This is a genomic window from Inquilinus sp. YAF38, assembly GCF_052113205.1.
Classification (GTDB): domain Bacteria; phylum Pseudomonadota; class Alphaproteobacteria; order DSM-16000; family Inquilinaceae; genus Inquilinus.
The window spans coordinates 14483-37715 of record NZ_JBFRCU010000044.1; the positions used below are offsets into that span (position 1 = coordinate 14483).

Annotated in this window: 22 protein-coding genes; 14 read left to right on the forward strand and 8 right to left on the reverse strand. The window is 69.0% G+C overall.

The window, feature by feature from the left end; translation table 11 throughout:
• The first annotated feature begins 107 nt into the window (after positions 1–107).
• The 4 genes from AB4Z01_RS19870 to AB4Z01_RS19885 all read left to right on the forward strand — a co-directional run bounded on the left by AB4Z01_RS19870 (position 108) and on the right by AB4Z01_RS19885 (position 3685).
• Entirely contained in the window at positions 108–719 is a 612-nt protein-coding gene (locus AB4Z01_RS19870) for a helix-turn-helix domain-containing protein (protein WP_441696488.1), read from the forward strand.
• On the forward strand, positions 716–1216 hold the full coding sequence (locus tag AB4Z01_RS19875; RefSeq protein ID WP_441696491.1) for a hypothetical protein: 501 nt from the start codon (positions 716–718) through the stop codon (positions 1214–1216). Before AB4Z01_RS19870 ends, AB4Z01_RS19875 begins: the two co-directional genes overlap by 4 nt.
• A 185-nt stretch (positions 1217–1401) precedes the next feature.
• Entirely contained in the window at positions 1402–2985 is a 1584-nt protein-coding gene (locus AB4Z01_RS19880) for an ABC transporter substrate-binding protein (RefSeq protein ID WP_441696494.1), read from the forward strand.
• A gap of 172 nt (positions 2986–3157) precedes the next feature.
• Positions 3158–3685 carry a GNAT family N-acetyltransferase gene (locus tag AB4Z01_RS19885; RefSeq protein ID WP_441696497.1) on the forward strand — a complete coding sequence of 176 codons (528 nt, stop codon included), beginning with the start codon at positions 3158–3160 and terminating at the stop codon, positions 3683–3685.
• Here the strand turns inward: AB4Z01_RS19885 and AB4Z01_RS19890 are convergent.
• Positions 3675–4313, reverse strand: coding sequence for an FMN-dependent NADH-azoreductase (locus tag AB4Z01_RS19890; RefSeq protein ID WP_441696500.1), 639 nt, complete (start codon positions 4311–4313; stop codon positions 3675–3677). The two genes, AB4Z01_RS19885 and AB4Z01_RS19890, sit on opposite strands and share 11 nt — an antisense overlap.
• A 171-nt stretch (positions 4314–4484) precedes the next feature.
• On the opposite strand from AB4Z01_RS19890, the gene pdxR reads away from it, so the two are divergent.
• The 3 genes from pdxR to AB4Z01_RS19905 all read left to right on the forward strand — a co-directional run bounded on the left by pdxR (position 4485) and on the right by AB4Z01_RS19905 (position 6818).
• A complete protein-coding gene (pdxR, locus tag AB4Z01_RS19895) occupies positions 4485–5906 on the forward strand; it encodes a MocR-like pyridoxine biosynthesis transcription factor PdxR (RefSeq protein WP_441696503.1) in 1422 nt (473 codons plus the stop codon).
• Positions 5907–6012: 106 nt separating this feature from the next.
• Positions 6013–6468, forward strand: coding sequence for a carboxymuconolactone decarboxylase family protein (locus AB4Z01_RS19900; RefSeq protein WP_441696506.1), 456 nt, complete (start codon positions 6013–6015; stop codon positions 6466–6468).
• A 29-nt stretch (positions 6469–6497) separates the two neighbouring features.
• Complete coding sequence (locus AB4Z01_RS19905; protein WP_441696508.1) at positions 6498–6818, forward strand: DMT family transporter; 321 nt, start codon at positions 6498–6500, stop codon at positions 6816–6818.
• Between the two features lie 13 nt (positions 6819–6831).
• Here AB4Z01_RS19905 and AB4Z01_RS19910 read toward each other — a convergent pair whose 3' ends face one another.
• The gene (locus AB4Z01_RS19910; protein ID WP_441696511.1) at positions 6832–7212 is read right to left on the reverse strand and encodes a nuclear transport factor 2 family protein; all 381 of its coding nucleotides are present in this window, start codon (positions 7210–7212) and stop codon (positions 6832–6834) included.
• A 201-nt stretch (positions 7213–7413) separates the two neighbouring features.
• Here AB4Z01_RS19910 and AB4Z01_RS19915 point away from each other — a divergent pair, with 201 nt between their 5' ends.
• From AB4Z01_RS19915 to AB4Z01_RS19930, 4 genes are all read left to right on the forward strand, one after another.
• Positions 7414–8577 (forward strand): HlyD family secretion protein, encoded by a 1164-nt coding sequence (locus AB4Z01_RS19915; RefSeq protein WP_441696514.1) that lies wholly within the window; start codon positions 7414–7416, stop codon positions 8575–8577.
• A complete protein-coding gene (locus tag AB4Z01_RS19920) occupies positions 8574–10181 on the forward strand; it encodes an MFS transporter (protein WP_441696517.1) in 1608 nt (535 codons plus the stop codon). The genes AB4Z01_RS19915 and AB4Z01_RS19920 overlap by 4 nt, the downstream gene beginning before the upstream one ends.
• Positions 10182–10188: 7 nt before the next feature.
• Positions 10189–10752, forward strand: a complete 564-nt coding sequence (gene mug / locus AB4Z01_RS19925; protein WP_441696520.1) for a G/U mismatch-specific DNA glycosylase — start codon at positions 10189–10191, stop codon at positions 10750–10752.
• 179 nt (positions 10753–10931) lie between these two features.
• Positions 10932–13130: a phosphocholine-specific phospholipase C gene (locus AB4Z01_RS19930; protein WP_441696523.1), complete on the forward strand. Its 2199-nt coding sequence runs from the start codon at positions 10932–10934 to the stop codon at positions 13128–13130.
• Between the two features lie 141 nt (positions 13131–13271).
• On the opposite strand, the gene AB4Z01_RS19935 is transcribed toward AB4Z01_RS19930, so the two are convergent.
• The 6 genes from AB4Z01_RS19935 to AB4Z01_RS19960 form a co-directional block, all read right to left on the reverse strand.
• Positions 13272–14201, reverse strand: a complete 930-nt coding sequence (locus AB4Z01_RS19935) for a Gfo/Idh/MocA family protein (RefSeq protein ID WP_441696526.1) — start codon at positions 14199–14201, stop codon at positions 13272–13274.
• Between the two features lie 25 nt (positions 14202–14226).
• The gene (locus AB4Z01_RS19940) at positions 14227–15174 is read right to left on the reverse strand and encodes an ABC transporter permease (RefSeq protein ID WP_441696529.1); all 948 of its coding nucleotides are present in this window, start codon (positions 15172–15174) and stop codon (positions 14227–14229) included.
• Positions 15171–16142: an ABC transporter permease gene (locus AB4Z01_RS19945; protein ID WP_441696532.1), complete on the reverse strand. Its 972-nt coding sequence runs from the start codon at positions 16140–16142 to the stop codon at positions 15171–15173. Before AB4Z01_RS19945 ends, AB4Z01_RS19940 begins: the two co-directional genes overlap by 4 nt.
• On the reverse strand, positions 16139–17617 hold the full coding sequence (locus AB4Z01_RS19950) for an ATP-binding cassette domain-containing protein (protein ID WP_441696535.1): 1479 nt from the start codon (positions 17615–17617) through the stop codon (positions 16139–16141). Before AB4Z01_RS19950 ends, AB4Z01_RS19945 begins: the two co-directional genes overlap by 4 nt.
• Positions 17618–17800: 183 nt before the next feature.
• Complete coding sequence (locus AB4Z01_RS19955; RefSeq protein WP_441696537.1) at positions 17801–18865, reverse strand: ABC transporter substrate-binding protein; 1065 nt, start codon at positions 18863–18865, stop codon at positions 17801–17803.
• Positions 18866–19008: 143 nt separating this feature from the next.
• Positions 19009–19938, reverse strand: coding sequence for a LysR family transcriptional regulator (locus AB4Z01_RS19960; protein WP_441696540.1), 930 nt, complete (start codon positions 19936–19938; stop codon positions 19009–19011).
• 134 nt (positions 19939–20072) lie between these two features.
• Between AB4Z01_RS19960 and AB4Z01_RS19965 the strand changes: the two genes are divergently transcribed.
• Genes AB4Z01_RS19965 through AB4Z01_RS19975 form a run of 3 tightly spaced genes read left to right on the forward strand, consistent with a single transcriptional unit; the run spans position 20073 to position 23230 of the window.
• Positions 20073–20927: a dimethylarginine dimethylaminohydrolase family protein gene (locus tag AB4Z01_RS19965; RefSeq protein ID WP_441696543.1), complete on the forward strand. Its 855-nt coding sequence runs from the start codon at positions 20073–20075 to the stop codon at positions 20925–20927.
• Positions 20928–20934: 7 nt separating this feature from the next.
• On the forward strand, positions 20935–22110 hold the full coding sequence (locus AB4Z01_RS19970) for an aminotransferase (RefSeq protein ID WP_441696546.1): 1176 nt from the start codon (positions 20935–20937) through the stop codon (positions 22108–22110).
• 19 nt (positions 22111–22129) lie between these two features.
• On the forward strand, positions 22130–23230 hold the full coding sequence (locus AB4Z01_RS19975; protein ID WP_441696549.1) for an ABC transporter substrate-binding protein: 1101 nt from the start codon (positions 22130–22132) through the stop codon (positions 23228–23230).
• Positions 23231–23233 lie beyond the last annotated feature (3 nt).

The following is a 23233-nucleotide window of genomic DNA, read 5'->3' on the forward strand; positions in this document are numbered from 1 at the left end:
CCCCGGAGCGCGCCCGGGTAACGTTCCCTGTATCGTCATCCTGCCATCAAAAAAATTTTGATGGCAGCTAAATTCCGACTTAGGCTCTCCGGCAACAGCGGGGGCTCATGGCGGGGGACGCGGCAGCGCAGACAGAGGCACGGGCGGCCGTGCCGCATCTCGGCCGGGCGATCCGCGCCCGCCGCCGCGCGCTCGACCTCACCCTCAAGGACCTCGGCGAACGCAGCGGCCTGTCGGTCGGCTTCCTGTCGCAGCTGGAGCGCGACCTGGCGACGCCGTCGCTGAGCGCCCTGTCCGGCATCGCCGGCGCGCTCGGCGTGCCGCTTGACGCCTTCCTGGCCGCGCCGCGCCCGGCCAGCGGCCTGAGCCGCCGTGGCGAGCGGCCGGTCTTCGCCATCGGCGACGCGCCGCCCGACCGGATCCGCTACGAACGGCTGAGCGCCGCCTTCCCCGGCCAGGCGCTGAACGCCGTGCTGGTGCATGTGCCGCCCGGCTACGCCTCGGAGGCGGTGCAGCATGAGGGCGAGGAGATCGCCTTCGTGCTGGAGGGATCGCTGCTGGTCGGCATCGGCGGCGAGAGCATCCGCCTCGATGCCGGCGACAGCCTGCACTATCCGGCGGGCCAAGCGCATCGCTGGAGCAACGCCCATGAGGGCTGGACCCGCGTTCTGTGGACCGGGACGGCCCCGATCTTCGACCGACTGCGAGACGAGTCATGACGACACTGACCGACCCGAAGGTGGCTGCGGCCATCGCAACGCTGGCCGCGGCCCAGGCCGATCCCGGCCAGCCCCAGGCGCTGTACCGCGCCGCCGACGCCGCCTATGGGGCGCTGCTCGGCCACAAGCTGTTCACCATCATGGCACTGCGGGCCGACACGGCGGAGGCCGAGCGGGTCTATACCAGCGACGCCGCGTCCTATCCGGTCACCGGCCGCAAGCCGATGCATGAAGACCGCTGGTCGGCCCAGGTGATCGGCCGGCGCGAGGTGTTCCTGGGCCGCACTTTGGCCGAGATCGCCGAGGTGTTCCCGGACCACGAGCTGATCGGCTCGCTGGGCTGCGGTGCGGTGCTGAACTTCCCGGTGGTCTATGACGGGCGGGTGCTGGGCACGGTCAACGTGCTGGACGCCGAGGGACGCTACGACGAGGCCGCCGCCGAGCGCGGCCGCTGGCTGACCCCGCTGCTGGTGCCGGCCCTGCTGGCGCCCGTGTGAGACGATGGCCCGGCCCCAGGAACCTCTCTCTAATCTGTCATTGCCGGGCTTGACCCGGCAATCCAGAGAATGTCGACAGACTCTGGATGCCCGGGTCAAGCCCGGGCATGACAATAGGTTTGTATAGAGACGGCGGCCCGCCATCGACGAAACCAATTCTCAGAACAAACAGGGAGACAGAAACCATGCGGACCCTACCTGCCTTTCTCCTCGCCGCCGCCCTCGCGGCGCCGCTTCCCGCGGTCGCGGCGACGCCGGCCGATGCGCTGGTGGTGGCCAAGAACATCGACGACATCGTCAGCCTGGACCCCGCCCAGGCCTACGAGTTCACCTCCGGCGAAATCGTCACCAACACCTATGACCGGCTGGTGCAGTACGAGGCCGAGGACATGCAGAAGCTGGTCGGCGGGCTGGCCGAGAGCTGGGCGGTGTCCGACGACGGCAACACCCTGATCTTCAAGCTGCGGCCGGGCGTGACCTTCCAGAGCGGCAATCCCGTGCGGCCGGAGGACGTGGTGTTCTCGCTGGCCCGCACGGTCAAGCTGAACAAGGCGCCGGCCTTCCTGCTGACCCAGCTGGGCTGGACGCCCGACAATGTCGAGCAGATGGTGCGCAAGACCGGCGATGCCGAGGTGACGATCACCGTCAGCGGCGGCTTCGCCCCGAGCTTCGTGCTCAACGTCCTGGCCTCGCGCCCCGCCTCGGTGGTCGACGAGAAGACGGTGACGGAGCACGCCAAGGACGGCGATCTGGGCAATGCCTGGCTGGGCCAGAACTCGGCCGGCACCGGCCCGTTCGCGCTGCGCGCCTACAAGCCGACCGAGTCGATCGCGCTGCGCGCCAACCCGGCCTATTTCCGCGGCGCCCCGGCGATGAAGTCAGTGATCTACCGCCATGTCGCCGAGCCGGCGACTCAGCGCCTGCTGCTGGAGGCCGGCGACGCCGACCTGGCGCGCGACCTGACCCCGGACCAGGTGGCGGCGCTGGAGGGCGAGGACGGCATCGCCATCGGCACCTATCCGCAGGCCGCCGTCCACTTCTTCAGCCTGAACCAGAAGGTGGCGGCGCTGCAGAACCCGAAAGTCTGGGAGGCGGTGCGCTATCTGGTCGACTATGACGGCATGACCAAGAGCTTCCTGCGCGGCCAGATGAAGATCCACCAAGCCTTCTGGCCGGAAGGTTTCCCCGGCGCGCTGAACGACACGCCGTACACGCTCGACGTCGACAAGGCGAAGGCCCTGCTGGCCGAGGCCGGCGTCAAGGACGGGCTGACGATCAAGATGGACGTGATCTCCAGCCCGCCTTTCACCGAGATCGCCCAGTCGTTGCAGGCCACCTTCGCCCAGGCCGGCATCACGCTGGAGCTGGTGCCCGGCACCGGCAGCCAGGTGATCACCAAGTACCGCGCCCGCAACCACGAGGCGGTGCTGCTGTACTGGGGCCCGGACTTCATGGACCCGCATTCCAACGCCGGCGCCTTCGCCTACAATGTCGACAATTCCGACGGATCGCCGCAGAGCACCACCACCTGGCGCAATTCCTGGCTGGTGCCGGAGCTGAGCGCCGAGACCGACGCCGCGCTGAAGGAGCGCGACGCCGCCAAGCGCGACGCGATGTATGTCGACCTGCAGCGCAAGGTGCAGGCTTCGTCGCCGATCGTGATCATGTTCCAGGCGGTCGCCCAGGTGGCGATGCGCAGCGCCGTGCACGGCTACGCCAACGGCGCCACGACCGACCAGATCTATTATCGACTGGTGACCAAGAAGTGAGGCTCTCTTTCGTCGAGCGCAGTTCACAAAGCCCAGAACCGTCATGGCGAGCCCCGAAGGGGCGTGGCCATCCAGAAATCCAGCCGCTGGATCGCCACGTCCCCCGGCTCAAGGCCGGGGTCCTCGCGATGACGGTGAGGGGCAGGTGACGTCACTGCCAAGGATCGACTGCATGACGAACCACGACATGACCGACACTATCGAGACCGAACGCCTGGTCCTCCGCCCCCATCGGGCGGAGGATTTCGCCGACCTCGCCGCGATGTGGGCGGATCCGGAGGTGACCCGCTTCATCGGTGGCCGTCCCTCCACGCCCGAGGAGAGCTGGGCCCGGCTGCTGCGCTATGGCGGGCTGTGGGGACTGCTCGGCTTCGGTTACTGGGCGGTGCATGAGCGCGCCACCGGCCGCTTCGTCGGCGAGGTCGGCTTCGCCGATTTCCGGCGCGGCCTGGGCTTCGACGGTGTGCCGGAGGGCGGGTGGATCCTGATGCCCTGGGCCCAGGGCCGCGGCCTGGCCGGCGAGGCGGTCCGCGCCGCCCTGGCCTGGGGCGATGCCCGCGGCTGGGACCGCAGCGTCTGCATCATCGATCCGGACAACGCACCGTCGCTGCGCCTGGCCGGTGCCTGCGGCTATCAGGAGACCGGCCGCCTCACCTACAAGGACCACCCGGTCGTCCTGCTGGAGCGGGTCAGGCGATAGCACCCTGCGCAGGTGCGGGGCGAACCGAAGAGAAATGCTCCCGCAGCGCCTGCTCCGCCCTGGCCCTCGCTGCGGCGATGGCCTCCGGGCCGGAGCCGGTGCCCTGGACCGAGAAGAACGCCAGGTCGTGCAGCCCGATGATGCCGAGGACGGCCTTCAGATACGGCGTCAGGAAATCCGGCTGGCGCGCGCGCTCGCCGGAGAACTTGCCCCCCGAGGATATGGCGACGAAGACCGGGCGGTCGCGCAGCAGGCCCACCTTCCCGTTCGGGGTCACGTCGAAGGTGCGGCGGACCCGGACGACGTGATCGATCCAGGCCTTCAGCACCGACGGCACGGTGAAATTGTGCATGGGCGTGCCGATGACCAGGACATCCGCGCTCTCCAACTCCTGGATCAGCTCTTCGGACACGGCGATGGAGCCGCTTTGGGACGGGTCCGAGGACGACGCCTGGGCGATCGCGTAATTCTCATCGACGTGATCGATCGTGCCCCAGCCGATCATCCGCTCCATCACGACCGCATCCGGCTGCGTTTCCAGCAGATGGCCGATGAGTCTTTGAGCGAGCCGATGGCTCTCGGCGGCCCGGCCGCGAGGACTGCAACTGACGAACAGGATTCTCTTCATTGCCGACTCCGGTTTTGTCCCGCGCGCTGTCGCCTGCGCCCGAGGGACCGGCATCGTGCAAGCCTCATGGCCCATACCCTAGATCCATGAACGGACATTGGATCTGGTCCATGTTCCGTCGCGCCGCTATGGTGCAAGCGACCCTGTCCAGGCTGCGCAGCGGACCGGCCCATGACCAGCCACCGTCCCGGGAAGATCCCGCCGCTGGACCCGGCGGCGGCCCTTCCCTTCTACCGGCAGATCTACGACCGGTTTCGCGGCGCCATGGCCGGCGGGATGCTGAAGCCGGGCGACCGGATCCCCTCGGCCAGGGCGCTGGCCAAGGAGCTGGGCCTGGCCAGGGGCACGATCGAGGCCGCGTATTCCCTGCTGACCGCCGAAGGCTACATCCAGGCCCGCGGCCAGGCCGGGACGATCGTGACGCCGGACCTCGATCTGCCAACGCCCGTCGCCAGCCCGGCGCCGCTGCCCGACAGCGGCCCTGCCGCGCCCAGCTTTCGCCCGGATTCGATCCTGCCGTTCCAGATGGGCCTGCCCGCCCTGGATCGGTTTCCCCGGAAGATCTGGGCCCGGCTGGGCGCGCGCTGTGTCCGCGCCATGCACCCTGCCGACATGGTCCATCCCCCCGTCGCCGGCCTGCCGTCGCTGCGTGCCGAGATCGCCGCCTATCTCCAGCTGTCGCGCGGCATCGGCTGCTCGCCATCCCAGGTCTTCGTGACATCGGGATACCGCCACACCATCGGGCTGATCGCCCATTCGCTGCTGAGGGCGGGGGATCGCGTCTGGCTCGAGGATCCGGGATACCCGCCGACGCGCGAGCTGCTGGGACATCTGCAGATCGAGCCCACTCCCGTGCCGGTCGATGGCGAGGGCATGGTCGTTGCCGACGGCACCAGGCTGGCGCCGCGGGCGCGCGCCGCCGTGGTCACGCCGGCCCATCAGAGCCCGCTCTGCGTATCCCTGTCCCTGCCCCGCCGCCTGGCGCTGCTGGACTGGGCCGCGCGCAACGACGCCTGGATCGTCGAGGACGACTATGACGGCGAGTACCGCTATGTCAGCCGCCCCCTGCCGGCGCTGAAGAGCCTGGATCGCGACGGGCGCGTCCTCTATGCGGGCACGTTCAGCAAGGTGCTGCTTCCCAGCATCCGGCTGGCCTATCTGGTGGTGCCGGAGACGCAGGTCGAGCGGTTCGAGCAGATCACCCAGGCCTTCGCCGGCGGCAGCCCGGAGCTGACCCAGGCCATCGTCACCGGCTTCATCCAGGAAGGGCACTTCGCGCGCCACATCCAGCGGATGCGGAAGCTCTATGCCGAGCGCCGGGAGGCGACGGCGGCCGGCCTGGGCAGCGTGCTGGGCAAGCACATGCAGATCGATTCACAGCCGGGCGGAATGCATCTGATCCTGCGGCTGCGCGGACGGCAGTCGGACCGCCGGCTCGTCGAGCGCATGCGCATGGCGGGCCTGTACGGTGAAGCGCTGACGGATTGGACCGCCAGCGGAGAAGGGCCCGCGGCCCTGCTTCTCAGCTTCACGAACATCGACTCGCGAAGCACGGCCGAGAGCCTGGGCCGGCGCCTCCTGAGCCTGCTCTGACCCTCCCGATCATGGACCAGTGCCTAAGCCGGTTCATGGACCTTCTGGGATAGGCCAAGACGCATCACGTTGGAGTCCTTCGACCCTCAAGCAGAAGGATTTCATCGTGAGCAATCGCATCGACTACGCCAAGGTCTCTCCGGACGGCTACAAGGCTTTCGGCGGCGTGTACGTCACCGTTCAGCACGGCAGCCTGCCGAAAGATCTCATCAACCTCGTGTATCTGCGGGTGTCGGAGATCAATGGCTGCGCCTTCTGCATCGACATGCATTCGCGCGACCTGCTGAAGTCCGGCCTCGCGGTGGACAAGCTGGTGCTGGTGCCGGTGTGGCGCGACGCCGGCAATGTCTTCACGCCCCGCGAGCGTGCCGCTCTCGCCTGGGCCGAGACCGTCACGAAGGTCTCCGAGACCGGCGTGCCCGATGCCGACTACGACGCCGCCGCGGCCGAGTTCGACGAGAAGGAACTCGCCGACCTGACCTATGCGATCGGCCTGATGAACGCCTTCAACCGCTTCGGCATCGCCTTCCGCTCGACCCCCGCGGCCGCCGCCAAGGCCTGAACTTTCCCACCAGCAACGGATCTGCCGCCATGGCCTGGGTCATGCTCAGCATCGCCGGGATTCTCGAGATCGCGTTCGCGCTCAGCATGAAGGCGTCCGAAGGGTTCACGCGATTGATACCGGGGCTGCTGACGGTCGGCACCGGCCTGTCGAGCGTCGTGCTGCTGTCGCTCGCGCTCCGCACGCTGCCGATCGGCACGGGCTATGCGGTCTGGACCGGCATCGGTGCCGCCGGCACGGCGATCCTGGGAATCGCCGTACTGGGGGATTCCGCCGCGCCGGTCAGGATCCTGTGCATCGGACTGATCCTGGCCGGCGTCATCGGGCTCAGGCTCGTCTCGGAAGGTTGAGGCGGGCTGCCTCTCACCCCATGCGCTCGACCCAGGCCGCCCGCGACGGCCCGGGCTCGAACGGGTCGGCGAAGTACTGGGTCTCTCGGGCCACCTTGCCGTCCAGGAACTCCATCACGCTCACCGTGAAGGATGGCCGGCCGTCATAGGTGAGGACGAACTCCGTGACCCAGAGGTCGCCCGCCCCGGTGATACGGCGCACCGTGAAGCGCTTCGCGTTCGGCTGCGCGGCGCGGGAGGCCTGGATGTTGTGCCGGCCCCTGATGCGCTCGCCCGATTGCGGATATTCGAGCAACGCATCCTCGCGGTAGATGGCATGCTCGGCAGCGAAGTCGTTGGCGTCCGAGGCGGCCCAATGGCGTTCGAGAGCGTCACGAATCCCGCTTTCGTCCATCCTGCTGCTCCCGCTCCTGAGGTTGCCGAGGAATCCGGTGGCCGGACCTAACCGTAGGTTTAGTCGACGACGTAACGAGGCGTCGACTACATTGGCCGGATCGAGGCTGTGTCCGGCCGGCGGAATGATTGCCCGGCGACCGCATGCAGCCTGGGCTCGGGACGATGAGCGTGCCCGTGGTCGACTCCGAGGGACATCGTGATGGACCAGCCGCCCGCGCCCTCGGCCCTCAGCCCTTCCGTACCGCTGCCCGCTGCCGGGCAGCCGCCTGCCCCGGACCAGAGCACCGGCACCAGGCCGGCCGCAAAGTCGCATCGGCTTGGCGCCTGGCTGATCCGGCTGGTGATCCTGGTCATCGCGGCCGGCATCGTCGCCCTGTTCGTCATCCGCTGGGATGTCTGGGCCGGCCAGGCGAGCCGCCAGACCACGGACAACGCCTATGTCCGCGGCGACATCACCCCACTCAGCGCCCAGGTCGACGGCTATGTCGAGCGCGTGGCCGTGACCGATTTCCAGCTGGTCAAGGCCGGGGACCTGCTGGTCGAGATCGACGACCAGGACTATCGGGCGCGGGTGGACCAGGCCGCGGCGGATGTGCTGGGCGCGGAGGCCGCGATCCAGAACCTGAAGGCGCGCAAGGACCTGCAGCATGCCGAGATCGACCAGGCGCAGAGCGTCATCGCCGCGACCCAGGCCGATGTCGACCGCACCAAGCTGGAGCTGAACCGCCAGCAGACCCTGCTGGGGACCACCTTCGGCACGGCCCAGAAGGTCGAGCAGGCCGTCGCCGACGAAAAGCGCTTCGAGGCCACCCTGACGCGCAACCAGGCCGAGTTCGAAGCCGCGCGCCGGCAGATGGGCGTGCTCGATACCCAGGAGCTGCAGCTCCGCGCCGATACCAAGGCCAAGAACGCGGCGCTCGCGCTGGCCAAGACCAATCTCGGCTACACCCGGATCATCGCGCCGGTGGACGGCATGGTCGGCGAGCGCGGGGTCCGCGCCGGACAGTATCTTCGGCCCGGCACGCAGGTCATCTCCGTGGTCCCGCTGGACAATGTCTGGGTCATCGCGAACTACAAGGAGACCCAGCTGACCCGGGTGGCGATCGGCCAGAAGGCCGAGGTCACCTTCGACACCTTTCCCGGCGTTACCGTGACCGGCCGGGTCGACAGCATCGCACCGGCCAGCGGATCGCAGTTCAGCCTGCTGCCGCCGGACAACGCCACCGGCAATTTCACCAAGGTGGTGCAGCGCATCCCGGTCAAGATCCTGCTCGATCCCGGCAGCCCGCTGGCCGGCCGGCTGCGTCCCGGCATGTCGGCGGTCGCGACGATCCTGACCGACGGCGCGCCGGCGCGGCCGTGACCGTCGCCCTCGAGGCTGCGGGCGCCCGTCCGAGCCCCGCGGCGGCGCCCTGCCTGCGTCCCGTGGCCGGCGTCGCGGCGGTGCTGCTGGGGGCCGTCATCTCGACGCTGAACACGCGGGTCACCAGCTTCGGCCTCGCCGACATCCGCGGCGGGCTCGGCCTCGGCTTCGATGAAGGGTCCTGGCTGACCACCGCCTTCTCGGCCAGCCAGATGGTGGTGGCGCCCTGCGCAGCCTGGCTCAGCATCGTCATCGGCACCCGGCGTTTCCTGCTCTGGGCCAGCGTGATCTTCATCCTGTCCTCGCTGCTGCTGCCGTTCATGGCCGGCTACGAGGCGGTCATCGCCCTGCAGACCGTCCGGGGCCTTGCGGTCGGCACCTTCATTCCCGCTTCCCTCGGTTTCATCCTGCGCAGCCTGGCACCACGCTGGTGGATCTGGGGCATCGCCGCATACGCCTTCCGTTTCACCTTCTCCCAGAACGTCGCCGCCTCTCTCGAGGCCTGGTATTCGGAGACCGGCCAGTGGCAGTGGATCTTCTGGCAGAATGTCGTCCTGACCTCCGCCATGGCCCTGATCATCCTCTGGGCGGTGCCGCGCGAGGGCATCAATCGCGAGCTTTTGCGCCGCACCGATTGGGGCGCCATCATCTTCGCCGGGCTGGGCTTCGGGCTGCTCTATGTCGCGCTGGACCAGGGCAACCGCCTCGACTGGCTGAATTCCGGCATCGTCGTCGGCTGCCTGGCGGGAGGGCTGCTGCTGGTCGCCGCCTTCGTCGTCAATGAGGCGATCGTCAAGCAGCCGCTGATTCACCTGCGGGTGCTGGGCCAGGCGAATGTCGCGGTCCCGGCGCTGCTGATCTGCATCTACGGCTTCGGAGCCCAGGCGACGGCCTATGTCCTGCCGGATTATCTGACGCGCATCCAGGGCCTGCGGGCGCTGCAGGTCGGCGACGTTCTCAACTGGATCGCCCTGCCGCAGGTCCTGATCATCCCGCTGGTGGTGCTGGCGCTGCGACGGATCGATGCACGCCTCCTCCTCGCCATCGGTTTCGCCCTGATCGCGATCGGCAGCTGGATGGACACGGGCCTGACCCATGACTGGGCCGGCGGCGACTTCCTGCCCTCCCAGATCGTCGAGGCCGTCGGCCTGGCCATCGGCCTGACGTCGCTGGTCACCTTTGCCGTCTCGAACATCACACCGCCCCAGGCCGCCGCCATCGCCGCGACGATCCAGATCTTCCGGCTGTTCGGCATCGAGCTGGGGACGGCCTTCATGCAGACCTTCATACGGGTGCGCGAGCAGGTGTATTCGAACCTGACCGGGCAGCATCTCAGCTCGGGCTCCGACGTGGTGGACCGCGTCGTGACCGCGCTCTCGAATGTCTTCGCTCAGCGCGCCAACAATATCGGGCTGGAGACCAGCCAGGGGATCGCCCAGGCCGGCCGGTTCGTCCAGCGCGAAGCCTATGTGCTGGCCTATATCGACGGCTTCTGGATCATCGCCTGGGTGCTGGCGCTGGCCTTGCTGCTGGTGCTGCTGCTGCGCCGCCCGCCGCCCAATCCGATGACGCCGCCGCGCATCGACATCTCGACGCGCGGATAACCCGCCGATGGAACTGTCCTATTTCGACATACTTGCGCCGGGCCTGCCGGTGGTCTTCTGCGGCATCAATCCCAGCGCACAGGCGGCTGCCTCAGGCCACAATTTCGGATCGGCGTCCAACCGCTTCTGGCCCGTCCTGCACCTGTCCGGCTTCACGCCCGAGAGGATTGCGGCCCGGGACGATCGCCGCCTGCTCGCCTTCGGCTGCGGCATCACCGCCGCCGTCCCACGCGCCACGCGCAGCGCCGGCGAGCTCCGCGGCCGCGAGCTGCGGGATTCCGGCGACGGGCTCCGCGCGAAGCTCGAGCACTTCCGGCCCGAGACTGTCGCCTTCCTGGGCAAGGCTGCCTATGAAGCGATCGCAGGCGACCGGGTCGATTGGGGGCCGCAACCCTCCCGGCTGTCCGGTGCCGCCGTGTGGATCCTGCCGAACCCGAGCGGACTCAATCGCGGCTTCAGCCTTGCCGATCTCGTCGAGGCTTACACGGCTCTGAGGATCGAGCGCTCCTCCTCTCTGGCGCGTTGGATGGCTCAAGAAGAAATCATGCACAACATTCTTAAGAAAACCTAGCGAAGCGACATCTGTCTGCAACAAACCTCGACTAGGGTCCGGCCACATTTGAAACAGCACCATTACCAACGCCGCAATCCTGGGGATTCGCGGCGGAGGGTGGTGCTGTGCCTCGTGCATGTCCGGCGACCACTGCCCCGACGCGACCGGAGCGTCGAGCTTCTCTTCGAGGATCCGAGATGACATCCGAAAGCAGGCGCGACTTCCTGAAGATGGCCGGTGCCGCGGCCGGCGGCGCCGCGGCGCTGTCGATGTTCCCGCCGGTGATCCGGGACGCGCTGGCCATCCCGGCGCACAACGCCACCCGCTCGATCAAGGACGTCGAGCATGTGGTGATCCTGATGCAGGAGAACCGGTCCTTCGACAATTACTTCGGGACCTTCCCGGGCGTCCGCGGCTTCGGCGACCGCTTCACCATCCCGCTGGCCAATGGCCGCACCGTGTTCCAGCAGTGGAACGGCAACCGGGTGGTGATGCCGTATCACCTGGACGCGAAGAAGGGCAACGCCCAGCGCGTGAACGGCACGCCGCACAGCTGGAACGACATGCAGGCGGCCTGGGCAAACGGCCAGATGAACCAGTGGCCGCTGTTCAAGCAGAACCAGTCGATGGGCTACTACAAGGAAGCGGAGGTTCCCTTCCAGTTCGCCCTGGCGAACGCCTTCACCCTCTGCGACGCCTATCACTGCTCGCTGAACGGCGGCACCAACCCGAACCGGCTGTTCCATTGGACCGGCACCAACGGCGCGACCGGCGCCGGCGTCGCCGCGGTGGTCAATGAGTGGGACGATTTCGGCCCGTCCAGCGAGGGCTACACCTGGGCGACCTATCCGGAGCGGCTGCAGAAGGCCGGCGTCAGCTGGAAGGTCTACCAGAATATCCCGGAGAATTTCGGCGACAACCCGCTGGTCGGCTTCAAGCAGTACCGCCGCGCCAGCGAGGCGGCCGGCAACGGCCCGGACGGCAGCCCCTACGTGCCGTGGACGCCGGCGATCGACAAGGCCCAGCCGCTGTACAAGGGCATCGGCAACACCATGCCGAAGAGCGCCCTGACCACCCCTTCCAGCAACCGGCTGGAGGAGTTCCGGGCCGACATCCAGGCCCGCAAGCTGCCGCAGATCTCCTGGGTGATCGCGCCGGCGACCTATTCCGAGCATCCCGGCCCGTCCAGCCCGGTGCAGGGCGCCTGGTACATCCAGGAGGTGCTGTCGGCCCTGATCGCCGACCCGGACCTGTGGAGCCGCACCGTCCTGATCGTCAATTTCGACGAGAATGACGGCTTCTTCGACCATGTGCCGTCGCCGGCGGTGCATTCGCTGAACCCCGACGGCAGCCCGGCCGGCGCCTCGACCCTGTCGGACCAGGCGATCGCCTTCGAGCGCTTCAATTATCCGGTGCCGCCCGGCACCAAGGACCAGCCGAAGCCGGACGGCCGTGTCTTCGGCCCCGGCCCGCGTGTGCCCTGCTATATCGTCTCGCCCTGGAGCCGCGGCGGCTGGGTCAATTCCGAAGTGTTCGACCACACCTCGGTGCTGGGCTTCCTGGAGCGGCGCTTCGAGGTGCAGGAGCCGAACATCCCGCCCTATCGCCGCGCGATCTGCGGCGACCTGACCTCGGCCTTCAACTTCGTCAACCCGAACAGCGAGCGGCCGCCGCGGCTGCCGAGCCAGACCAAGGCCCAGGCCGACGCCATCCGGGCGCAGCAGGAGACGCTGCCCCAGGTGCCGGTGCCGGCCGAGGCCAGCCAGGCCGCGCCGCGCCAGGACCGCGGCATCCGCCCGTCGCGCGCCCTGCCCTATGAGCTGACGGTCAATTCCGAGGCCGACGACAACCGGGTGCGGCTGAGCTTCCTCAACACCGGCAATGCGGGCGCCACCTTCCACGTCTATGACCGGCTGCATCTCGACCGGGTGCCGCGGCGCTACTCGGTGGAGGCCGGCAAGTCGCTGGACGGCGAGTGGACCACGTCCCCCGACTTCGGCAAGTACGACCTGTGGGTGCTGGGACCGAACGGCTTCCACCGGCACTTCACCGGCACCGTCGTCGCCGGCGGCCGCAAGCCCGTGCCGGAGATCGCGGTCGGCTACGACAAGCGCGCCTGCGGCCTGCTGGTGCGGCTGACCAACCGCGGCAGCACCCCCTGCGTGTTCACGCTGAAGGCCAATGCCTACAGCCTGTTCAACTTCCCCTGGCGTCAGCTGGTGCCGCCGCATGGCCAGTCGACCGCCTACCTGCCGCTGCTGCTGTCGGGCAAATGGTACGACTTCACCGCGCGGATCGAGGGCGACTCCCTGTTCACCCGCCGCTTCGCCGGGCGCATGGAGGACGGCACCCCGAGCGTGTCCGACCCGGCCATGGGCGAGACGGGCCTAGTCTAGAGAGGCTCAGGACACCTCCCCTCACCTGTCATTGCCGGGCGGGTCCTCGGGTCAAGCCCGAGGACGGCAATCCAGAGAATGTCGACAGCCTCTGGATGCCCGGGTCAAGCCCGGGCATGACAGTGTGGGGTTCAGGCGCCCCTACCACTCGAACGCGTCGGTGGTCAGGCGCTTGCCCACCAGCATCGCATCCGCGACCAGGCGCAGGGGCGCGCCGTCGACATCGCTGCGGCGGGCGGCGAGCAGGTCGGCGAAATGGGCGTAGATCCGCTCGTATTCCTCGCTCGGTGCCTCGGCCACCACCGTGCCGCCGACCGACAGGGCGCCGCCGCCCTTGAACAGCCGGGCCGGGCGGCCGTCCGCCGTCTCGATCGTCATGTGCCACTTCTCGTCGCCCTGCTCGCGCCAGTCGAAATCCGCAGTGAGGGTGGGCGCCGCCGGGTCGGTGCTGCCGAACACGAGCTGGGCCGCGATCGGCGTCTGCCGGTCGGCGGGATAGGTCAGCTCCGCGCTGCGGACGAAGGGCACGAAGGGGAGGATGCGGGTGAAGATCGACAGGGCGTTGATGCCGGGGTCGAACACGCCGAAGCCGCCCGGCGCCCACACCCAGTCCTGGCCCGGATGCCATTTGCGGACATCCTCGCGCCATTCGATCTTCACCGAGCGCACGCCTGCGGCCAGCAGGTCCCGCGCCGCCTCGACCGCCGGGTTGAAGCGCGAATGCCAGGTCGCGAACAGCACCCGGCCCTGCGCGGCGGCCGTCGCCTCGAGATCGGCCAGCTCGGTCAGCGTCGCCGCCGGCGGCTTCTCCAGCAGCACATCCTTGCCGGCCAGCAGCGCCTCGCGGGCGAGGCCGTGGCGCACCTCCGGCGGGGTGTTGACCGCGACGATGCCGATGTCCGGCCGGGCGGCGTAAAGCTCGGCCGGGGTGCGGTAGCTCGGCACGCCGCCATGGCTGAGGCCGCGGGTGCTGACCACGGCCGCCAGCTCGAACGAATCGCTCTTGTCGATCACCGGCAGATGCTGGTCCTGGGTGATCTTGCCGAGGCCGATGACGGCGATCTTGTGCACTGGGTCTCTCCTTCGAACGCCGATGTCAGCGCGTCTTCTCGCCGCCCGCCGCGACGATCACGGCGATGATGATCAGGCCGGTCAGCACCAGCCGCAACCCGGTTCCGGTGCCGAGCGTGTTCAGCATCGTCACCAGCAGGAACAGGAACAGCGAAGCCCCCCACAGCCCGGGCAGGTTGGCCCGGCCGCCGGCGACGCTGGTGCCGCCGATCACCACCACGGCGATCGAGTTCAACAGGTAGTCCTTGCCCATGTCGAGCGAGGCGCCGCCGAAATACCCCGCCATCAACGCCCCGGCCAGGCCGGCGAAGCCGCCGGACAGGGCGTAGGTGAGGAATCGCGTGCGCTCGACCTTCACCCCGGCCAGATGGGCGGCGCGCGGGTTCTGTCCGACCGCCAGCACCGAGCGGCCGTAGATCGTGCGCTGCAGCACCACCGCCATGACCGCGGCCAGGACGAAGCCGGCCACCGCCATCACCGGTACCCCCAGCGGATTCGCCGTGGTGAAGGCGGCGAAGCCGTCGGGCGGGGAGATGCGCAGGCCGCGGCCATAGGCGATGGCGACCGACTGGAACACCAGGCTCGAGGACAGGGTGGCGATGATCGGCGGCATGGCGAAGCCGCGGATCAGCGCCCAGTTGGCGATGCCGACCGCCAGACCTGCGGCCAGGGCCGCGGCCAGCCCCGGCAGGATCATGCCGTCCTGCCCGGCCATCACGATCATGGCGACCGAGCCGGACAGGGCGATGTTGGACGGGATCGACAGGTCGATATTGCCGGGCCCCATCGCGATCACGAACATCTGGCCGATGGCGACGACGACGAAGAACACGCCGAAGCTGAGCGCCGCGGTCAGCACCTGCCCCGCCCCCTCGCCGGCGGCGATGGCGACCACCGCCAGCCACAGCAGCACCGCCCCGGCCCAGGACCACAGCCAGGGCCGGTCGGCGGTCCACACCGAAACTCGGGTCATCGCCGCCTCCGGCTGGTCAGGGCCCTGAGGGCCAGGACGATGATCAGGATCGCGCCCTGGGCGCCGATCTGCCAGTCGGGCGAGATCCGCATGAAGGTGAGCAGCGACCCGGCCAGGGTCAGCACCAGCGCGCCGACAGTCGCCCCGACCGGCGACACCCGGCCGCCGACGAAGTCGCAGCCGCCGAGGATGGCGCCGGCAATCGACAGCAGCGTGTAGCGCTGGGCGATGTTGCTGTCGCCCGAGGTGGAGAGGCCGAGCAGCGACAGCCCGGCCAGCAGGCCGAACACCCCGGCCAGGGCGTAGAGCCCGACCCGGATCTTGAGCAGCGACCAGCCGGCCCGGGTGATCGCCTTCGGGTTGCCGCCGGCGCCGCGCAGCACCGCGCCGAGGGCGGAGCGCATCAGGAACAGATGGACCAGCGCGGCCAGCCCGACCGCCACCAGGATCGGCAGCGGCACGAAGGGCGGCTTCCAGCTCATCGCCGCGCGCAGCCAGGTCGGGCTGGCCCCGCCCGGCGAGGGCAGCACCAGGATGGCGAGGCCGAGCCAGACGAAGCTCATGCCCAGCGTCACCACCAGCGACGGCACGTTGCGCCAATGGATCAGCGCGCCGGCCGCGCCATAGGCCAGGACGCCGCCCGCGAGCACGGCGATGCCGAGCAAAGGCTCATTGACCAGCCAGGTCGCGGCGACGCAGGTGACGAAGCCGACATAGGCGCCGATGCCGAGGTCGAGGTCGTTGACCGTCAGCATGCACATCTGCGCCAGGGTCGCGAACATGATCGGGATCGCCAGGCCGAGCATCAGGTTCAGCCCGAAATAGCTCATCGTCCTCGGGTTGATCAGGAAGATCGGCACCAGGATCGCGACCAGCGACAGGAAGGGCAGCAGCGCCCGCCAGGTCGAGGCGCGGGTCAAGGGCGCGGTCCAGGATGGCCGCGGGCGGGGCAAGGCGAGATCGGTCATGAGGCGCGGCGCTCTTCTTCCGCGAAGGAGGCGTGGAGGACGGCGGATTCGGTCAGCTGCGACCGGCTGAGATCGGCGACGATGCGGTTGTTGCGGAACACATAGACATGGTCGCAGTGCTCCAGCTCCTCCATCTCGGTGGTGTACCAGAGGAAGCTGCGGCCGTGCTGCGCCTGGGCCCGCACGAGCCCGTAGACCTCGTGCTTGGTGCCGACATCGACGCCGCGCATCGGGTCGTCCATCAGCACGGTGTCGGCGTCGCAGCCCAGGGCGCGGGCGAACAGCGCCTTCTGCTGGTTGCCGCCGGAGAGGGTGAGGATGCCGCTCGACAGGTCGGGGGCGCGGATGCCGATCCGCTCCTGCCACTCCCGCCCCAGCGCCGCCTCGGCGGCGGGCGAGATCAGGCCGAAGCGGCGCAGCGCCGCCATCGAGCGGATGGTGATGTTGCGCTCGATCGACCACAGCGGGAACACGCCCTCGGTCTGGCGGTCGCCGGCGACGAAGGCGACGCGGCCGCGCACCTCCATGCCGCGGCGCAGGCCGAAGCGCGATCCCGTGGCGGCGTCGTAGACCCGCTGCAGCAGGCGGCTCTGGCCGTGCCCGGCCAGGCCGGCGAGGCCGATGATCTCGCCCTCGCGCGCCACCAGCTCCAGACCGGCCCCCGGGGCGGCCGGCACGCGCACCCGGACCGGCGCCGAGCGGTCGACTTCTGCCCGGGCCTCCGCGGCGGCGGAGGCGGCATGGCCCATGGCGGCGACCAGGCCGGGCTTGTCGATCTCGCCGGCGGCCCAGGCGCCGACCACCCGGCCGTCGCGCATCACCACGATGCGGCCGGCGGTGGACAGGATCTCGCCCAGGATATGGGTGATCAGGATCACCGCCAGGCCCTCGGCCACCCGCCGGCGGACATAGTCCAGCAGTTGCCCGGCGGCGACGGCGTCGAGCGAGGAGGTCGGCTCGTCCAGGATGACGAGGTGCAGCGGCGCCTCCGTGACGCTGAAAGCGCGGGCGATCTCGACCATCTGGCGCCGGCCGATCGAGAGGTCCGCCACCTCGGCCTCCGGCGCGATGCCGTGGCCGGGGAAGATGCGGTCGAGCGTGCCGATGATGAGATCGCCGGCCCGGCGGCGCCAGCCCAGGCCGGTCAGGCCGGGATGGGTGATCCGGGCGTTCTCCGCCACCGTCAGGTTGGGGCAGAGCGACAGCTCCTGGAACACGCAGCGGATGCCGAGCGCCTGGGCCGGGCCGATGGCGTAGCGGCCGGTGCGGTCCTCGCCCAGCACGGTCAGCCGCCCCTGATCCGGCGCCAGGGTGCCGGCCAGGACGTTCATCAGCGTCGACTTGCCGGCGCCGTTGTGCCCGGCCAGGCCGAGGCATTCGCCGGGCGCGACCGCGAGGTCGACCCCACCCAGCGCCCTGACCGCCCCGAAGCTCTTGGCCACCCCGGCGAAGTCGACGATCGGTACAGAATTCATGTCCGGATACTCCGGATCGGGCCCAGGATTCCCGGATCGAACGACTTCGGGTCGTWGGTTGGGTTCGCGAAAGCGAACCCAACATTCCGTCCGAGCCATCGCCGGGGGCCTTGTTGGGTTCGCTTGCAGCGAACCCAACCTACGAGGTTCTCAAGAAGAGAGACCATATGCTCTGGCTCGCACTTACCCTTCGGTCGGGGTCGCCGGCAGGTCCTTGCCGCCGACGATGGCGTCGATCAGCTTGACCGTCCAATCCTGCGGGTAGGTGGCGTTGGTGACGCCGCCCTCGGGCGTGTGGGCCAGCCAGTAGTCGAGCTTCGCCTGCTCCACCACCACGGTCGGCAGCCGCAGGTCCTTCGGCACGTCCTTGCCGGCCAGGATCTGCTGCGCCACCCAGAAGGCGACCTGGGCCGAGCCGGGGGCGATCGACAGGCTCATCGTCTCATAGCCGCTGGCGGTCTGCTCCTTCCACCACTTCAGCTCCTCGTAGCGGTTGCCCATGATGATCAGGGGCACCTTGCGCCCGGCCGCCTGGAAGGCCTGGGCCGCGCCGTAGCCGTCACCGCCCTGGGTCACCACCGCGTCGATCTGCGGCAGGGTCGGCAGGATGCCGGCGACCTCGCGCTGGGCCACGGTCTGGGTCCAGTCGCCATGCACCGAGCCGGCGATCGAGAAGCCGGAATGGGCCTTGACCCCGCCCTCGATGCCCTTGTGGATCTCATCGTCGACGAAGACGCCGGCCAGGCCGCGGATCTCCAGCAGCTTGCCGCCCTGCATCCGGGTGGCGAGATAGTCCATCTGGGCCTTGCCCATGCCCTCGAAATCGATGGCGATGCGCCAGGCGCAGGGCTCGGTGACGATGCCGTCGAACGAGACGACGACGATGCCGGCGTCGCAGGCCTCTTTCACCGCGCCGTTGACCGCGGTCGGCGAGGCCGCGTCGATCACGATCGCGTCATAGCCCTGCAGGATCATGTTCTGGATTTGCGCCGCCTGGTCGGTCGGCGAGTTGTCGGCGGTGGTGAAGGCCGGGGCCTCGGCCACCAGCTTCTGGGCGACCGCCGCCTTGCCGACCTCGTCCCAGCTCTTCAGCATCGCCTGGCGCCAGGAATTGCCGGCGTAGTTGTTGCTGAGCGCGATCTTCTTGCCCGAGGTGTCGCCGGTGGCGACGCCGTCCGCCGCATGAGCCGGCATTGCGGCGACGCCGCACAGGAGCGCTGCCAGCGCCCAGTTTCTCACATCACGCATGGACCCTGATCCTCCCGAAATTTTCTGTCCGGAATCGCGTCCGGCGGCCGCACTATCGGATTTATCAGACAAATTGACAAGTGTTCGAAACTTTAAACAAATGTGCCCTTTCCGGCTTGATTTCTCGGGCTGGGCAGGCCGCTTCAGGCGTGCGATGCGAGCTCCGCGACAGTCGGTCGCGACGCCTGCAGATCCTGGATCAGCAGCTTCGCCGCGCGGGAGACGGTGGCGCCCTTGCGGGTCACGATCTCGAACGGCGCGTCATACGACAGCAGCGCCGGCAACAGCTGGTACAGCCGACCCGCCGCCAGCCATGGCGCCGCATAATGGGTCGGCAGGAAGCCGATATAGCCGCCGGACAGGATCAGGATCGCCTGCGCCTCCATACAGTCCACCGTGGCCGCGGCCGAGGCCTCGGACAGGCCCAGCCGCCCCAAGTCGCTGAGATTCCAGTAGCCACGCGTGATCAGCCGCTCGCGCCGGATCTCGTCCAGGGTCTCCGGGCTGTCCGGCGCGCCGAACAGCCGGTGCCCGGCGCCGCAGTAGCACACCTGCTTTTCGCGGTAGAGCGGCGTGTAGACCAGCCCCGCGATGTGCCGCGGGAAGGCGCTGACAACCAGGTCGAGCCGCCCGTCCAGCAGACGCTGCTCCAGCAGCGGCGGTGTGTCGATCGCCAGATGCAGGTGCACCCGGTGGTCGCGGTCGCCGAACCGGCGCAGCCCGTCGATCACCGGCGATCCCGGGTCGCCCGCCGTGGCGTCGACCAGCCCGACGCGCAGATCGCCCGCCAGCCGGGCGTCCAGGGCCAGGGTCTCGGTCCGGAACCCTTCCACCGCGTCGAGCAGGCGGCGCGCCGCGTCATAGACCGCCCGTCCCTTCTCGGTCAGGCGGAAGCCGGACCGGCCGCGCTCGCACAGCCGGGCGCCGAGCCGCTGCTCCAGATGCGCCATCTGGGTCGAGACGGTGGAGGCGCCGAGGTTGAGCGCCGCCTGCGCCGCGGCAAAGCCCCCGGCATCCGCCACGGTGACGAAGATCCGCAGCAGCCGCAGCTCGACGTCCGAGACGTTCTTCATGAGGAAACGTTCTTCATTCCGACGAGATTACATCGAGAATCCGCGAAGTGAACGTCGCGACGCCGCTATTTTTCAGCGCCGTGACATTTGTCATCCTTCCGGCAACGAAACGGCGATGAACAGCGAGGCGGCGCGTGACCTGGACCCTGGATTCCGAGACCGGAGTGCTGCGCGACGTGCTGCTGGCGACGCCGGAGCACTATGCCTGGCAGCCGACCAACAGCATCGCCCGGGCCACGCTGGAGGCCGGGTCGGCCTATGACCACCAACGGGTGCAGGGCCAGTACCGGCAGATGGTCGATGCGCTGGAGACCGCCGGCGTCACCTGCCACTATCTGAAGATCGAGCCGCACCTGCCCTATCAGGTCTACACCCGGGATTCGAGCCAGGTGACGCCCTGGGGCCCGGTGGTGACCCAGCTGTTCCGGCCGCAGCGCCGTGGCGAATACGCCTCGGTGATCGAATTCTACCAGCAGCATGGCGGGGTCTGGCGCTACGCCACCGACGGCACGCTGGAGGGCGGCGACATCCACATCATCCGCCCCGGGCTGGTGCTGATCGGCAGCTCCGGCGAGCGCACCAACGAGGCCGGTGCCCGCCAATTCGCCCGCTGGTTCGAGGCCGAGGGCTGGGAGGCGCGGGTCGAGCCTTTCCCCGAGCATTTCCTGCATCTCGACGTGATCTTCTGCATGGCCGCGGATGGCTTGGCCGTGGCCTGCACCGAGGTGCTGGACGACGGCCTGCTGGACTGGCTGCGCGGCCATCGCATCAGGCTGATCGACGTCAGCTACAAGGAGGTGATGCATATGGGCTGCAACCTGCTGGCGCTGGGCGGCGACCGGGTGCTGTCGCCGAAGCACAGCGCCCGGGTGAACGCCGTGCTGCGGGCCGAGGGGCTGACGGTGCTGGAGCCGGAGCTGGACCTGCTGGCGGCCGGCGGCGGCAGCATCCACTGCATGACCATGCCGCTGCGGCGCGATCCGGTATAGTACGCCCATGATCACGCTCAACCCCCTTCTCGCCGCGGTCGCGGCCCCGCCGATCGCCGAGGCCCAGCGCTGGGTCGAGGGCCGCGTCTTCCCGGCCGACCGGCCGCTGATCGACCTGGCCCAGGCGGTGCCGGGCTATGCCCCGCCCGAGGCGCTGACGGCGCATCTGGCGGAGCGGCTGCGCGACCCGGCCGTGCACCGCTACACCGCGATCCTCGGCCTGCCCGATCTGCGCGCGGCGCTGGCGGCGCGCTTCGCCCGCTACTATGGCGGCGCCATCGGCCCGGCCAATGTGGCAATCACCGCCGGCTGCAACCAGGCCTTCTGCCTGGCCATGGCGGCGCTGGCCCGGCCCGGCGACCAGGTCGTGCTGCCCCTGCCCTACTATTTCAACCACCGCATGTGGCTGGACGCGACGGGCATCGAGGCGCTGCACCCGGCCTTCCGGCCCGATGCCGGCGGCGTGCCGGATGTCGAGGAAGTGGCGCGCCTGATCACCGACCGCACCCGCGCCATCGTGCTGGTGACGCCGAACAACCCGACCGGCGCGATCTATCCCGCCGAGACGCTGCGCGCCTTCTACGACCTGGCGAAGCGCCGCGGCATCGCCCTGGTGCTGGACGAGACCTATATCGACTTCCTGTCGACCGACGACCGGCCGCACGACCTGTTCGAGGACCCGGACTGGGCGTCGACGGTGGTGCATCTGTACAGCTTCTCCAAGGTCTTCGCGATCACCGGCCACCGCGTCGGCGCCCTGACCGCCGGGCCGGCGCTGATGGCGCAGATCGAGAAGGCGATGGATTGCGTCGCCATCTGCGCCCCACGGATCGGGCAGGAGGCGGCGCTGTTCGGGCTTGAGCAGCTCGGCGGCTGGGTCCAGGGCAACACCGCCTCGATGCGCGAGCGGGCGACGGTGTTCCGCAGCGCCCTGTCGCAGCTGGAGGGCTGGCGCCTGGTCAGCCTGGGCGCCTTCTTCGCCTATCTCGAGCATCCCTTCCCCGGCCGCGATGCGGTCGAGATGGCCCGCGGGCTGGCGTTGGAGCACAATCTCCTGACTCTGCCGGGCAGCATGTTCGGGCCGGGGCAGGACCGCTTCCTGCGCGTCGCCTTCGCCAATGTCGGCAGCGACGCGGCCCCGATCGTCGCCGACCGGCTGACGGCCGCGCTGGCGCTATCATAAGAAAACACAAGGAGGTTTCATGAGCCGCGAGATCTATCGCTATTCCCCGAGCCGGCGGACACTGCTGAAGCTGTCCGCCGCCGGCGCCGCTTTGGCCACCATCGGCCGGGCGCCCTTCGTGCATGCGCAGGAGCGCAGCATCAAGATCGGCACCTATGGCGGCTATTTCGAGGAGAGCTTCGGCAAGCACGTCTTCCCGGAGTTCACCAAGGCCAGCGGCATCAAGGTCGAGGGCGTCGGCGAGCCGACCGGCGAGGCCTGGCTGGTGCAGCTGCAGACCGCGGCCAATGCCGGCGAGGCCCCGGCCGACGTGTCGATGATGGCCCAGGTGGCCATGCTGCGCGGCATCAAGTCCGGCCTGTGGCAGGCGCTGGACCCGGCGAAGATGCCTGGCGCCGCGAAGGTGTTCCCGGAGTTCCTCAACAAATACGATGACGGCCGCATCGCCGGCGTCGCGGCGGTGGCCTGGTTCATCACCCTGGTCACCAACACCGAGACCTACAAGGACGCTCCGACCAGCTGGGCAGCCCTGTGGGACAAGGCGAACGAGGGCAAGCTGGGCCTGATGGCGCTGGCCAGCAATTCCTTCCTGCTGGAGATCGCCGCCCACACCCATTTCGGCGGCAACAGCGACATCCTGGCGACCAATGAGGGCGTCGAGAAGGTGCTGGCCAAGCTGGCCGAGCTGAAGCCGAACGTGTCGCTGTGGTACCGCGACGAGGGCCAGTTCCAGAGCGCCCTGCAGTCGGGCGAGATCCCGATGGGCGAGTATTATCACGACGTCACCGGCCTCGCGATCAAAGACGGCTTCCCGGTGCGCTCGACCTTCCCGAAGGAGGGCGGCGTGTCCGACCGCGGCTCCTGGGCCGTCAGCAAGGCGTCGAAGAAGCTGGAGGAGGCGCATGTCTTCATCGACTACATGTGCCAGCCGGCCCAGCAGGAGACGCTGTCGCGCAAGGTCGGCACTGCGCCGATCGTGCCGCGCGAGATCCTGAGCCTGTCGGCGGAGGAGTTCGCCGCCGTCTCCAGCGACGTCAAGCCGATCATCCCGGACTACAAGCTGTACACCGAGCGCGGCGACTGGGTCGCCGAAAAGTGGACGGCGATGATCACCGGCTGATCA

Coding starts and splice junctions, on each gene's coding strand:
- AB4Z01_RS19870 (WP_441696488.1), top strand. CDS start 108: ATGGCGGGGGACGCGGCAGCGCAGACAGAGGCACGGGCGGCCGTGCCG.
- AB4Z01_RS19875 (WP_441696491.1), top strand. CDS start 716: ATGACGACACTGACCGACCCGAAGGTGGCTGCGGCCATCGCAACGCTG.
- AB4Z01_RS19880 (WP_441696494.1), top strand. CDS start 1,402: ATGCGGACCCTACCTGCCTTTCTCCTCGCCGCCGCCCTCGCGGCGCCG.
- AB4Z01_RS19885 (WP_441696497.1), top strand. CDS start 3,158: ATGACGAACCACGACATGACCGACACTATCGAGACCGAACGCCTGGTC.
- AB4Z01_RS19890 (WP_441696500.1), bottom strand. CDS start 4,313: ATGAAGAGAATCCTGTTCGTCAGTTGCAGTCCTCGCGGCCGGGCCGCC.
- pdxR (WP_441696503.1), top strand. CDS start 4,485: ATGACCAGCCACCGTCCCGGGAAGATCCCGCCGCTGGACCCGGCGGCG.
- AB4Z01_RS19905 (WP_441696508.1), top strand. CDS start 6,498: ATGGCCTGGGTCATGCTCAGCATCGCCGGGATTCTCGAGATCGCGTTC.
- AB4Z01_RS19910 (WP_441696511.1), bottom strand. CDS start 7,212: ATGGACGAAAGCGGGATTCGTGACGCTCTCGAACGCCATTGGGCCGCC.
- AB4Z01_RS19915 (WP_441696514.1), top strand. CDS start 7,414: ATGGACCAGCCGCCCGCGCCCTCGGCCCTCAGCCCTTCCGTACCGCTG.
- mug (WP_441696520.1), top strand. CDS start 10,189: ATGGAACTGTCCTATTTCGACATACTTGCGCCGGGCCTGCCGGTGGTC.
- AB4Z01_RS19930 (WP_441696523.1), top strand. CDS start 10,932: ATGACATCCGAAAGCAGGCGCGACTTCCTGAAGATGGCCGGTGCCGCG.
- AB4Z01_RS19940 (WP_441696529.1), bottom strand. CDS start 15,174: ATGACCCGAGTTTCGGTGTGGACCGCCGACCGGCCCTGGCTGTGGTCC.
- AB4Z01_RS19945 (WP_441696532.1), bottom strand. CDS start 16,142: ATGACCGATCTCGCCTTGCCCCGCCCGCGGCCATCCTGGACCGCGCCC.
- AB4Z01_RS19950 (WP_441696535.1), bottom strand. CDS start 17,617: ATGAATTCTGTACCGATCGTCGACTTCGCCGGGGTGGCCAAGAGCTTC.
- AB4Z01_RS19955 (WP_441696537.1), bottom strand. CDS start 18,865: ATGCGTGATGTGAGAAACTGGGCGCTGGCAGCGCTCCTGTGCGGCGTC.
- AB4Z01_RS19960 (WP_441696540.1), bottom strand. CDS start 19,938: ATGAAGAACGTCTCGGACGTCGAGCTGCGGCTGCTGCGGATCTTCGTC.
- AB4Z01_RS19970 (WP_441696546.1), top strand. CDS start 20,935: ATGATCACGCTCAACCCCCTTCTCGCCGCGGTCGCGGCCCCGCCGATC.
- AB4Z01_RS19975 (WP_441696549.1), top strand. CDS start 22,130: ATGAGCCGCGAGATCTATCGCTATTCCCCGAGCCGGCGGACACTGCTG.